This is a genomic window from Halobacillus sp. A5, from assembly GCF_024189315.1.
Classification (GTDB): Bacteria; Bacillota; Bacilli; order Bacillales; family Halobacillaceae; genus Halobacillus_A.
Map to the genome: position 1 here is coordinate 333583 of NZ_JAIZEO010000001.1, position 11654 is coordinate 345236.

Sequence of the window (11654 nt, forward strand, 5' to 3'; positions counted from 1 at the left end):
AATAGGATAGGGATAATTTACATTAAAGGAGTACGGTTATGAATAACCATTCATTTAAAGAATATTCAATAGGCTCAAACGTTGAGCAGATTATAGAGGGATTAGGATTTAATCAGCCGACACCCATTCAGCAAAAAGTCATACCTGCAGCTTTGCGCGGTGAAAGTCTGATTGGTCAGTCACATACAGGTTCTGGTAAAACTCATGCTTACTTGCTGCCGCTTATGGATCAAATTGATGAAGCAGAGCAGGGAGTACAATTTGTTGTTACCGCTCCAACTAGAGAGCTGGCAATGCAAATATATAATGAAGTGAAGAAAGCTGTCCAGCTGGCCAATAAAGAAGAAGTCTGGCGGGCGAGTTTAGTTATCGGAGGTACAGATAAGCAGCGGATGATTGAAAAGCTTGCGGGCAATCCTCCTCAAATTATTGTAGGAACACCAGGAAGAATTCTGGATATGGTTAAAGAGGAAGCAGTAAATGTACATCATGTTAAATCTTTTGTGCTTGATGAAGCTGATCTTATGCTTGATTTAGGCTTTATCGAGGATGTAGATCAAATCCTGATACGCATGAATGAAGATCTTCAATTATTAGTGTTCTCAGCAACAATTCCTGAGAGGCTTCAGCCATTTCTAAAAAAATATTTAGCCAATCCAACCCATATAGAAATTGATGATAACAAGCCTTCCCCGGAGTCTATGGAACATAGACTTGTTGCTTTAAGGCACAAGGATCCTGCAGATCTGATCATGGAGATATCAAAAAGCATTCAGCCTTATTTAGCTATTATTTTTACAAACGGCAAAGAACAGGCGGATGAGCTGGCCTCAGGTCTGCTGGATCGAGGATTGGAAACAGGAGTTCTCCATGGAGGGCTGAGTCCAAGAGAACGAAAAAGAATGTTAAAGGATTTACAAAGCTTACGCTACCAATACATTGTTGCTACTGACCTGGCGTCGAGAGGAATTGATATTCAAGGTGTCAGCCATGTAATTAACGCCAGAATGCCCAAGGAAGAGGAGTTCTATATCCATCGTGTAGGAAGAACCGCAAGGGCAGGTTTAGAAGGTACAGCGATTAATCTTTATGCTGAAGAAGATCTTCCCTTAATCGAAAAGCTGGAAAAACGCGGGTTATCTTTTCACTTTTATGAAATAAAGAATGGGGAATGGGTCGAAGCTAAGTCTTATAAAGAAAGACAGAAGCGTACACCAGTGGAAAATGACCTGCAGAAGAAAGCAAAACAAATGGTGAAAAAACCTAAAAAAGTTAAACCAGGTTACAAAAAGAAAATGAAACAGGATGCAGACAAAAATTATAAAAAGCTTAAAAGAGACAGTTACCGCAAGAAAAGATAGAGAGGGGAACAGCTATGGTTAAAATAGGTTCACATGTATCAATGAAAGGGAAGAAAATGCTGTTAGGTGCTAGTGAGGAAGCTGTATCCTATGGCTCCTCCACATTTATGATTTATACGGGGGCTCCTCAGAATACGAGAAGGCGGCCGATCGAGGAATTAAATATCGAAAATGGAACGGCCCATATGGACGAGAATGGTATAAAGGATATTGTTGTGCACGCGCCGTATATAATTAATATAGGGAATACCACAAAGCCTGAAACGTTTGAACTGGGAGTGGATTTTCTGAGAAATGAGATAGAACGTACAGAAGCCCTTGGTTCAAAACAGATTGTTCTTCATCCCGGATCACATGTTGGACAAGGTGCTGATAAGGGAATTGCAAAAATTATTGAAGGATTAAATGAAGTCCTGCACAAGGACCAGACTGCTCAAATTGCATTAGAAACGATGGCGGGTAAAGGATCTGAATGCGGCCGCAGGTTTGAAGAACTGGCTGAGATTATTGATGGAGTAACACTTAATGATAAATTATCTGTTTGTCTGGATACCTGTCACATTCATGATGCCGGTTATTCCGTAGTTGATGATTTTGATGGGGTACTTAATGAATTTGACAAAATAATTGGAGTGGACCGTATAAAAGTCGTCCATGTTAATGATAGTAAAAACATTCAGGGTGCTGGAAAAGACCGGCATGAAAACATCGGTTTCGGACACATTGGGTTTGATGCTCTCCATTATATAGTTCATCATGACACGTTTAAGGACATACCTAAAATATTGGAAACTCCTTATGTAGGCGAGGATAAAAAGAATAAGCAGCCTCCATATCAATTTGAAATTGATATGCTGAAAAAAGGAATCTATGATGAAGATTTAAAAGAAAAAATTATGAAGCAGTAACCGGCGGTGTATACTCTTCTTTGATGAGCTATGCGAGAGTAAACCGATAGCATATCCTGCTCGTTTAACCGAGTCTGTCCCGCTACGTTGAATCGCTGATAAATATAAAGAACCGCGTATATAAATGGGTAACCGCTGATAAATTCTCTAAAACCGCGGATAATTTCATATTTCCGCTGATATCAATTAAAGGCCCGCTCTCTCCCGCATTAAAAAGGAGAGAGTGGACCTTTTTATTATTTGTACATAAAATTATCGATCGTCCACGAAAAGGAAAAGAAAGAATCCTACTGCTCCTCGCAGCTAGGAAGTTGCTTGCGGAAAACCGCGGGTTTTCCACAAGCCGGAAGAAATTGTTTTATATTTATTGAAGCCATTCTTCTACACCGTACTGTTTGGCGAGGCGGTGAAGTAAAACATCTACTGATTGTGCGGTTTCAACCGAGGTGATTTGAGCTAGTTTGCGAAGCATTCGCTTTCTCCCTTTTTTATCAAAAGGATTTTCTCTATTCTTTTTTAATTCTTTCACGATTTGCTCTGCTTCCTGATAAGTAAGGGGGATATTATGCATTTGACTATAATAAATTAACTCATCTGTGGTTAAGTTTTTCAGTTTATGGGTAATGTACTGTTGGGCTATGTTTTTCATCTATCCGATCTCCTTCTTTTTCTATTCTGTACACCTTATGTCAGCGCAGAGAGAAGCGTTCAATATTTTAGCGTTGAATTCAAATGAGAGCGGACTATTAATAAAGTCAGAGGAGCAGCAGCGGGGAGTGTTATATTTTGAAAAGTGTTACTATGTTTGCTCAAATCAGTTTTACGGTCATCTTAATTACGGGATCTATCTTAATTGTTAATTATTATAAGGATAAAGATCAGCGGACTCTGGCTGAAAAGAATGAACAGCTTTCTGAAGAAAATGAGCAGCTACAGGCAGAAAATGATTATGTATTATCTAAAGATAGAACCGTCGATAATAGTGATTTTGATCAATGGTCATACTTAGAAGATCAAGCGGAGGCATTTCATAAAGATAGTGATGAAGAATTTAAAAAGCCATGGGCTTTATTCATGGTTAAACAATCAGAAAAATATGAGGTGGATCCAGTTGTGGTTTATGAATTATTAAAGGTGGAAACAGGTGACACGTTTAACCCGAAACTGGTCGGACCGGAAACAAAATACGGTAAAGCATACGGAATTGGACAATTCATGAAAAATACAGCTCCCTGGATTGCAGACATGGCCGGACTTCGTTATGAAGAAGAACTGCTTTTCGATCCTTATTATTCCATGCAGCTGGCCGTTGTATATCTGGACTATTTATACAACAAATACAATAATTGGGATGAAGCGCTGACCGCTTATCATCGGGGAGTAGGCGGTTTAAAGAAATATAAGGAAGAAAATGGTGATGCCGAAAGCTGGTATGCTGTAGAAATTCAATCTAAGGCAGACAGCCACGAAACAATAGCCGCTGCAAATTAAAGGAAAACCTCTGCCCAATCAATATGCAGAGGGTTTTTCGCTGTTCTATCCCATTTAATTCCTCACCTAAAAAATGAGTTTCTACAGATACTAAACTTGATTCTCAATCAGAAAGTGAGGGTTTTAAATGGATGAAACAAATAAGTCTGTAGGGGATCAGGAAGAAGAGCTTGAAAAACACGGTGAAGAGATGGATTACTCCACAGAAGTTGAACGAGTAGCCAACCAGCCTGTGTATGGTGAAAGCTATGATGAAGAATTTGCACAAGAAGCTGCTATGCCGATAAATGAACCGGTTAGATCTCAAGAATCGGAAACGAATATGGAAGAAGATGTTAAATCAGGTATGGGCTGGATCGGGTTATCCGCCGCGATTCTTTCCTTTTTCTTTGCACCGTTTCTGCTGGGGATTGTTGGTATTGTTTTTGGAGTAATAAGTAAACGACGTGGAGCAGATACTTTAGGTAATATGGCGATCATCATTAGTATCGTTTCTATCCTATTTTCATTATTTTTGGCTCCAGTTACTCAAATGTTTTAGCATAAAAAAAGGTGGACCGTTAACGGTCCACCTTTTGATTAAGCTTCTTGCTGTTCTTTTTCTAATCGTTCTTTTTCATAATGCTCTTCAGCAAGCTTATCTACTTCTTTTTTCAATTCCTCAACCATTATATCTTCAGGTACCTTGCGGATAATTTCTCCGTGACGGAAAAGAAGACCTTCGCCTCTGGCTCCGGCAATACCGATATCAGCTTCTCTCGCTTCTCCAGGGCCGTTTACCGCACATCCAAGCACAGCTACTTTAATCGGAGCTTTAATGGTTTGAATATACTCTTCCACCTCATTAGCAATCGAAATTAAATCAATTTCGATTCGGCCGCAAGTCGGACATGAGATTAAGGTTGCCGCATTGGAAGCCAGCCCAAAGGATTTTAATAATTCTTTGGCAACTTTCACTTCTTCAACGGGGTCAGCACTTAAGCTTACTCTTAAAGTGCTTCCTATACCTTTACTTAAAATCGCTCCTAATCCTGCTGCACTCTTTACCGTTCCGGCGAATAACGTTCCGGATTCGGTAATGCCTAAGTGAAGAGGATAAGGAATAACTTCAGCCGCTTTTTCATATGCTTCAATTGCTAATTTTACGTCAGAGGCTTTAAGGGAAACGATAATATCATGAAAATCGAGATCCTCTAATATTTTTATGTGATGCAGTGCACTTTCAACCATACCATCTGCAGTAGGGTAGCCATACTTTTCAAGAATATGGCGTTCCAATGAGCCGGCATTAACACCGATACGAATCGGGATATTTTTAGCTTTCGCTGCTTCAACTACGGCCTCTACTTTTTCACGTTTACCAATATTTCCAGGATTTATACGGATCTTATCAGCTCCGCCTTCTATAGCTTTTAGAGCTTTTTTGTAATCAAAGTGAATATCTACGACCAGCGGGATGTTAATTCTTTTCTTAATTTCGGGGATAGCATCAGCTGCCCGGTCGTCTGGACATGCCACTCGAACAACCTGGCATCCAGCTTCCTCTAAACGATGAATTTCAGCTACTGTAGCCTCTACATCGTGTGTTTTTGTTGTAGTCATGGACTGTATCACAACTTGATCAGCTCCACCTATGGTCAGATCACCGACTTTAACAGGTCGAGTATCTTTTCTGTGAATAATTGCCATTAATAATCGCTCCTTTATATCTGAAAAAAGCTCATTATAAAATACCACCTTTCATTATAAGGGGTATTATGATAAATGAGAAGTATAGACACTTAAAACTTTCCTAATCTTTACATGACCAGTAAAATTGTACGCTATCTAAAAAAATTATATCATGAGGTCAGGTGGTTGAAAAACTTTAACAACTCTTTTGAAACAATTTCAGTTTGTCAAACGTATATATTATAGAAGAATCGGAGAGAGGGTGAATGCTGGTGGATTTGTTGACTTATGATTGGATTGTTCTGCTTGTCACTTTATTCGGGACTTTATTTTTAATTGGTGAATTACTTGTTAATATGCGAGGTTTATTTGGAGTCCTCGGACTGGGATTTATAACTGTTTATTTTTATTCCTTTTTAACCCCGGATATGTTTGCTCTTATGATGTTTGTTTATATTCTTGGGTTAGCCCTGATTATAATTGACGGTAAGGTGGTTAATGACGGTACACTTGCTACGATTGGAGCCACTGCTATGGTTATTGCAGTAGGATTTAGTGCGCCAAACTGGGTTTCAGGATTGTATGCTGTTATAGGTGTATTAATTGGAGGAGCATCGTCTCTTATGTTTTTGAGGGTTTTTAAACGCAGAGAGATGTGGACGAAAATTGCGTTAGTGGATCAATTAAGTTCAGAAATGGGATATAATTCGATGAAAGAATCGTATTCGGGCTTAGTTGATCAAACAGGAAAAGCTCTTACCGACATGAGGCCCGTAGGAACCATTCAGATTGAAGAAGAAGAGTACAGCGCAATATCCAATGCACAATGGATATACAAAGGGGAATCAGTTAGAGTAGTATCTGTAGATGGTACAAGAATTTTAGTGAAAAAAATAGCCGATCCTATAGAAAAATAGACCCGCATGGTTATGCCGGTCTATTTTTTATGGGAATATGTCTAAGTACAAGCCCTACATAGGCCATTGATGTCAAGAGATAAAGAAATATTAATAAAGTGCTTGAGTAGATCAAACTTTCTAACAGCACAAATACTATAGTTGGAGCTGTTACGGAGAAAGCAGTAACGTTCCACAGCTGTTTATAGTCAGCCCGTAACCGGCGCATACGGCTGTAGAGGAGAGCCATACTAGCAAGTATAGACACTACACTAAACAAAACGGCCGCTATAAAAAAGTAAAGAAAAGGCAGAAATATAACGATAAAAATACCGCTTGAAACTCCATTTGAAGGCTTCTCTCCAGAAAATAAATATGTAAACATGGTGCTTAGTAGTACAGGCAGCAAAGTGATTAGGCTTAAAAAAAACAAATAGCTTATGGCTTTACCCATAGGCTGGATTCGAAAGGCTGCCATCATCTTACTATGATAAAAGCTTTTAAGCATCTGCTCGGTTTTACTCATTTGTAAATATCTCCTTTACATTTATCGTATCTATCGTAAGCGACAACTGGCTGTGAAGGCAAGATGAAAAAAGAAAAGTAATGACTAAAATAACGCGAATGTAAATTTAATGTTAAGATTCACGAATACCCTTTACAAAGCATTTTTATATCGTCAATAATGAGGAAGGTATTTTTAAAAAAAGAGAAAAAACATGGATGAAGAAAGGGTGGAGGAAAAATGGAAGTCAATATTCAAGAAATGATTTTTGAATTTATTGGTGGATTAGGTATTTTCCTATTTGGTCTGAAATATATGGCTGACGGGCTGCAGCGTACAGCAGGTGATCGTCTTAGAGAGATTCTGGATAAGTTCACGAGTAATCCATTAATGGGTGTACTTGCTGGTTTATTTGTTACAGTTCTAGTGCAAAGCAGTTCCACGACTACAGTACTAACGGTAGGTTTAGTTAATGCCGGTTTTATGACTTTTAGGCAGGCTATTGGTGTAATTATGGGGGCTAACATTGGTACCACTGTAACTGCCTTTATTATAGGTATCGAGATTGGTGCATACGGTCTTCCGATTCTGGCTGTCGGCGCATTTATGCTTTTCTTCTTTAAAAATAAAAAAGTGGCCAACTTTGGACAATTGTTCTTTGGTTTAGGTTCGTTATTTTATGGCTTAGAAATTATGAGCGGTGGTATGAAACCACTTAGAGATTTACAATCGTTCCAAGATTTAACAGTAAGTATGAGTGATAACCCAATTCTTGGGGTAGTAATCGGAACCTTGTTCACAGTTATTGTACAAAGTTCAAGTGCTACAATTGGAGTGCTCCAACAACTGATGGGAGAGGGACTTGTAGATTTAAATGCAGCCCTTCCAGTTCTGTTTGGTGATAATATTGGTACAACTATTACTGCTGTATTAGCGGCTTTAGGTGCAAGTGTAGGAGCTAAACGCGCAGCAGCTGCACACGTTATATTTAACGTGTTGGGTGCTGTTGTATTCCTAATCTTGCTAGCGCCTTTCCATTTATTTGTAGAGTGGATGCAGAACTCCTTCGACCTAAACCCGGAAATGACAATAGCTTTTGCACATGGTTCATTTAACGTGGCCAATACTATTATTCAGTTTCCTTTCATCGCTGTATTAGCTTGGGTTGTAATGAGGATCGTACCGGGACAGGATTCTGAAATTGAGTATAAGCCTCAGCACCTGGATCCAATCTTTATTGAGCAGTCTCCATCCTTAGCATTGGATCAGGCAAAAGAGGAAGTAATTCGAATGGGAGAATATGCGTATAAAGGGCTGGAAGAAACGAGCCTGTATTTAAATAACAAGCAGCAGAAACATTCGGAGCTTGCTATGCAAATTGAAGAGGCATTAAATAATTTAGATCGAAAAATCACTGATTATTTAGTTGATCTGTCTCAAGCCCAGCTGTCAGATGAAGACAGCCATAAACACACTGCCTTAATGGATTCTGTTCGGGATATTGAACGTATTGGTGATCACTTTGAAAATATTATCGAGCTTATAGATTATAAAAATTCAAATAAAGTTATTTTAACTGAGCAGGCTGTCGAAGATTTAAATGAAATGTTTGACCTGACATTAATGACAGTTAAACAAGCGACGAAATCCCTGGAGTTTATGGATCGTGAAGAAGCGCTCTCAGTTGTACAGAAAGAGAATGAATTAGATCGTATGGAAAGAACCTTCCGTAAAAAGCATATTATTCGTATGAATGAAGGTCTATGTACAGGTCAGGCAGGCATTGTATTCGTTGATATGCTGAGCAACCTTGAGCGTATTGGCGACCATGCCGTTAATATTGCAGAAGAAGTACTCGGAGAAAAAGAAAGTCTATAACCCTTTGAAGAACCGCTGAAAAGTCAGCGGTTCTTTATTTAAAAAATCTTATTGAAATATATTGAAACGAATTCGGTGACGTGCTATATTAATTTTGTTGCCAAAAACATTGTATTCATGTTGTTGACAGTTTGTTGAAACCATGATATATTTATTTGCGTCGCTTCATTCGAAGTCGATCATACTTACTCATCATGGCGGCGTAGCTCAGCTGGCTAGAGCGTACGGTTCATACCCGTGAGGTCGGGGGTTCGATCCCCTCCGCCGCTACTACCAAGTGCAATGATTTTAACCCGCGAGTAATCACGCTGAAGTAAGAGTTGAATGTTTTTTGACAGATGCAGAATGTATCATGAATAGAACAGCTTACATATTGTACTAATTTAACATGGCGGTTGTGGCGAAGTGGTTAACGCACCGGATTGTGGTTCCGGCATTCGTGGGTTCGATTCCCATCAGCCGCCCCATGTTGGACCCTTAGCTCAGCTGGTTAGAGCTATCGGCTCATAACCGATCGGTCGCAGGTTCGAGTCCTGCAGGGTCCACCATTTTTTTGCGGAGGAGTACCCAAGTTCGGCTGAAGGGAGCGGTCTTGAAAACCGCCAGGGGCTTCACGGCCCGCGGGGGTTCGAATCCCTCCTCCTCCGCCATTACATATTGCCGAAGTTTGATTTAGAAGACAGAACCTTATAGCGGCTCGGTAGCTCAGTCGGTAGAGCAACGGACTGAAAATCCGTGTGTCGGCGGTTCGATTCCGTCCCGAGCCACCATTCCAGACAAGCAGATCAAGCTTGTTTTTTTATGTTTTAAAAATAGAAAAACGGGAATGCTTATTTACGGAAATTCATTTGATGAAGCGAGGCAAATGATTTGCAAGAAAATTTTCATTTTGGTAATGTACAGTTGTGGAGTGAAAATCTTCACAAAATGTACATACTATTTTAAGGAGGAGTTAAACATGGCTAAATTTGAACTACCAGAACTACCTTACGCATATGATGCACTTGAACCAACTATTGATAAGGAAACTATGAACATCCACCATACGAAACACCACAACACTTATGTGACGAAGCTGAACAGCGCACTTGAAGGACATGCAGATCTTCAAGATAAGTCTCTTGAGGAACTTCTGGCAAATAACCTTGAAGTTGTACCTGAAGACATTAAAACTGCAGTTCGCAACAACGGGGGCGGCCATGCCAACCACAGCCTTTTCTGGACAATCCTTTCACCAAACGGCAGTGGACAGCCTTCTGGAGAATTGGCATCTAAAATTGAAGAAACGTTTGGCGGCTTCGACAAATTTCAAGAAAAGTTTGAAGCTACAGCTTTAGGGCGTTTTGGATCCGGCTGGGCCTGGCTTGTAGTAAACAATGGTCAGCTTGAAGTAATTGATACACTGAACCAGGACTCTCCTTTAATGGAAGGTAAAACTCCAATTTTAGGTCTTGATGTTTGGGAGCATGCATACTACCTGAACTATCAAAACCGCCGTCCTGATTATGCGAAAGCATTCTGGAACGTAGTCAACTGGGATGAAGTTTCTAAGCGTTACGACGCTGCAAAATAATAAAGAGTCAGAAGGATACAGATTAGTTTCTGTATCCTTCTTTTTGTATATCTCCATTTGTTCTGATCACACTAAGAACAGATGGTTAAAGGAGATATACAATTATGCTGAATATGTTAAAGGTGTGGTTAAAGCAGGAAAATGTATCAAGGGATCTAATTTTCTTATTATTAATTGGGGGACTCTATTCTTTAGGAATATTCTTGTCAAGCACATTTGTAAATATCTATTTGTGGAAGCAGTCCAACAGTTATACAGATATTGCATTATATAATTTGAGCATATATATCATGCAGCCACTGACGTTTATTTTTGCCGGGAAATGTGCCAAAAAGATTGACCGGGTAATTGTATTGCGTGCAGGTGTTATTGTTCTCTCAGCTTTCTTTCTTGCGGTACTTATTATCGGAGAAAGAGCTGCCCAATTTAACATACTGCTGGGGTCTCTTCTTGGTGTAGGGTATGGCTTCTATTGGCTGGCGTACAACGTACTCACCTTTGAAATTACAGAGCCCGATACAAGAGACTTCTTTAATGGATTTCTAGGGGTGCTGCAATCATTCGGAGGGATGACGGGACCGCTGTTTGCCGGTTTCGTCATTTCAAGGTTGGATCAATTGACAGGTTATACTGTTATTTTTGCCATTTCCTTCAGCTTTTTTATTTTAGCTGTGTTTATCAGCTTTGGCTTATCAAGAAGAAAAGCTAAAGGGAATTTTTCGTTTCGCAGGATAATATTAGAGAGAAAATACAATACAAATTGGAGCAGGATTTTACAAGCTCATGTAGCTCAAGGATTTAGAGAAGGTACGTTTTTATTTGCGGTAACCATCTGGGTGTATTTATTGACAAGAGATGAGTTTATCCTGGGTGTCTATAATCTCGTATATTCTGGTTTCTCATTTTTATTATTTTTCTTAGTGACGAGAATTGTTAAACCAAGCCGGCGAAAACAGGCGATTTTTTATGCGGGGCTGGCGCTTTATTTGTCCGTATTGTTACTGTTGATGGGAGAAAGCTTATCCTTACTGCTTTTTTATGGAGCTGTTACAGGTGTGTTTTTTCCGCTTTTATATGTTCCGTATCAATCACTTTCATATGACGTTATAGGGAAGTCCTGGAATGCTGGGGAAATGAGAATTGAATACATTGTTGTTCGTGAAATCTTTTTAAACGCTGGCCGAGTTCTGTCTATTGTAGTGTTTTTAATTGCTATTGCCTTTATTCCTCCTGAAACAGGAATTCCATATATATTGCTGATTATAGGCGGAGGCTACTTTTTAATATACTTTTTAATCAAAGATATACAATTCAAAACGAAAGACTCGGCACAGAATTAAAACTTTTTCTTCAATTTTTCCACTGTTTTCT

11 protein-coding genes and 5 tRNA genes are annotated in these 11654 nt (G+C 39.4%); 13 read left to right on the forward strand and 3 right to left on the reverse strand.

Annotated elements, in window-relative coordinates:
- The first annotated feature begins 38 nt into the window (after window positions 1-38).
- A complete protein-coding gene (locus LF822_RS01720) occupies window positions 39-1361 on the forward strand; it encodes a DEAD/DEAH box helicase (RefSeq protein WP_253922239.1) in 1323 nt (440 codons plus the stop codon).
- Between the two features lie 14 nt (window positions 1362-1375).
- Window positions 1376-2269 carry a deoxyribonuclease IV gene (locus tag LF822_RS01725; RefSeq protein ID WP_253922240.1) on the forward strand — a complete coding sequence of 298 codons (894 nt, stop codon included), beginning with the start codon at window positions 1376-1378 and terminating at the stop codon, window positions 2267-2269.
- Between the two features lie 364 nt (window positions 2270-2633).
- Here the strand turns inward: LF822_RS01725 and LF822_RS01730 are convergent, their stop codons facing one another.
- Entirely contained in the window at window positions 2634-2918 is a 285-nt protein-coding gene (locus LF822_RS01730; RefSeq protein ID WP_253922241.1) for a DUF2624 family protein, read from the reverse strand.
- A 137-nt stretch (window positions 2919-3055) separates the two neighbouring features.
- Between LF822_RS01730 and LF822_RS01735 the strand changes: the two genes are divergently transcribed.
- Together LF822_RS01735 and LF822_RS01740 are read left to right on the forward strand one after the other, a co-directional pair.
- The gene (locus LF822_RS01735) at window positions 3056-3760 is read left to right on the forward strand and encodes a lytic transglycosylase domain-containing protein (protein ID WP_253922242.1); all 705 of its coding nucleotides are present in this window, start codon (window positions 3056-3058) and stop codon (window positions 3758-3760) included.
- 127 nt (window positions 3761-3887) lie between these two features.
- Window positions 3888-4301, forward strand: coding sequence for a hypothetical protein (locus LF822_RS01740; protein ID WP_253922243.1), 414 nt, complete (start codon window positions 3888-3890; stop codon window positions 4299-4301).
- Between the two features lie 38 nt (window positions 4302-4339).
- Here LF822_RS01740 and ispG read toward each other — a convergent pair whose 3' ends face one another.
- A complete protein-coding gene (gene ispG, locus LF822_RS01745; RefSeq protein ID WP_256521350.1) occupies window positions 4340-5449 on the reverse strand; it encodes a flavodoxin-dependent (E)-4-hydroxy-3-methylbut-2-enyl-diphosphate synthase in 1110 nt (369 codons plus the stop codon).
- A gap of 248 nt (window positions 5450-5697) precedes the next feature.
- On the opposite strand from ispG, the gene LF822_RS01750 reads away from it, so the two are divergent.
- On the forward strand, window positions 5698-6348 hold the full coding sequence (locus LF822_RS01750) for an NfeD family protein (protein ID WP_253922244.1): 651 nt from the start codon (window positions 5698-5700) through the stop codon (window positions 6346-6348).
- 10 nt (window positions 6349-6358) lie between these two features.
- Here LF822_RS01750 and LF822_RS01755 read toward each other — a convergent pair whose 3' ends face one another.
- The gene (locus tag LF822_RS01755; RefSeq protein WP_253922245.1) at window positions 6359-6853 is read right to left on the reverse strand and encodes a DUF1189 family protein; all 495 of its coding nucleotides are present in this window, start codon (window positions 6851-6853) and stop codon (window positions 6359-6361) included.
- 219 nt (window positions 6854-7072) lie between these two features.
- Between LF822_RS01755 and LF822_RS01760 the strand changes: the two genes are divergently transcribed.
- The 8 genes from LF822_RS01760 to LF822_RS01795 all read left to right on the forward strand — a co-directional run bounded on the left by LF822_RS01760 (window position 7073) and on the right by LF822_RS01795 (window position 11623).
- Window positions 7073-8710, forward strand: a complete 1638-nt coding sequence (locus LF822_RS01760; protein ID WP_253922246.1) for a Na/Pi cotransporter family protein — start codon at window positions 7073-7075, stop codon at window positions 8708-8710.
- Window positions 8711-8906: 196 nt separating this feature from the next.
- Window positions 8907-8980: transfer RNA gene (locus LF822_RS01765), tRNA-Met, on the forward strand.
- Window positions 8981-9101: 121 nt separating this feature from the next.
- Window positions 9102-9177, forward strand: a tRNA-His gene (locus LF822_RS01770).
- A 4-nt stretch (window positions 9178-9181) separates the two neighbouring features.
- Window positions 9182-9258 (forward strand) — tRNA-Ile (locus tag LF822_RS01775).
- A gap of 9 nt (window positions 9259-9267) precedes the next feature.
- A tRNA-Ser gene (locus tag LF822_RS01780) sits at window positions 9268-9360 on the forward strand.
- A gap of 44 nt (window positions 9361-9404) precedes the next feature.
- Window positions 9405-9480: transfer RNA gene (locus LF822_RS01785), tRNA-Phe, on the forward strand.
- A gap of 188 nt (window positions 9481-9668) precedes the next feature.
- Window positions 9669-10283 carry a superoxide dismutase gene (locus tag LF822_RS01790; RefSeq protein ID WP_253922247.1) on the forward strand — a complete coding sequence of 205 codons (615 nt, stop codon included), beginning with the start codon at window positions 9669-9671 and terminating at the stop codon, window positions 10281-10283.
- 104 nt (window positions 10284-10387) lie between these two features.
- The gene (locus LF822_RS01795) at window positions 10388-11623 is read left to right on the forward strand and encodes an MFS transporter (RefSeq protein WP_253922248.1); all 1236 of its coding nucleotides are present in this window, start codon (window positions 10388-10390) and stop codon (window positions 11621-11623) included.
- Window positions 11624-11654: the final 31 nt, after the last annotated feature.

Coding starts and splice junctions, on each gene's coding strand:
- LF822_RS01720 (WP_253922239.1), top strand. CDS start 39: ATGAATAACCATTCATTTAAAGAATATTCAATAGGCTCAAACGTTGAG.
- LF822_RS01790 (WP_253922247.1), top strand. CDS start 9,669: ATGGCTAAATTTGAACTACCAGAACTACCTTACGCATATGATGCACTT.
- LF822_RS01750 (WP_253922244.1), top strand. CDS start 5,698: ATGCTGGTGGATTTGTTGACTTATGATTGGATTGTTCTGCTTGTCACT.
- LF822_RS01740 (WP_253922243.1), top strand. CDS start 3,888: ATGGATGAAACAAATAAGTCTGTAGGGGATCAGGAAGAAGAGCTTGAA.
- LF822_RS01760 (WP_253922246.1), top strand. CDS start 7,073: ATGGAAGTCAATATTCAAGAAATGATTTTTGAATTTATTGGTGGATTA.
- LF822_RS01755 (WP_253922245.1), bottom strand. CDS start 6,853: ATGAGTAAAACCGAGCAGATGCTTAAAAGCTTTTATCATAGTAAGATG.
- ispG (WP_256521350.1), bottom strand. CDS start 5,449: ATGGCAATTATTCACAGAAAAGATACTCGACCTGTTAAAGTCGGTGAT.
- LF822_RS01730 (WP_253922241.1), bottom strand. CDS start 2,918: ATGAAAAACATAGCCCAACAGTACATTACCCATAAACTGAAAAACTTA.
- LF822_RS01795 (WP_253922248.1), top strand. CDS start 10,388: ATGCTGAATATGTTAAAGGTGTGGTTAAAGCAGGAAAATGTATCAAGG.
- LF822_RS01725 (WP_253922240.1), top strand. CDS start 1,376: ATGGTTAAAATAGGTTCACATGTATCAATGAAAGGGAAGAAAATGCTG.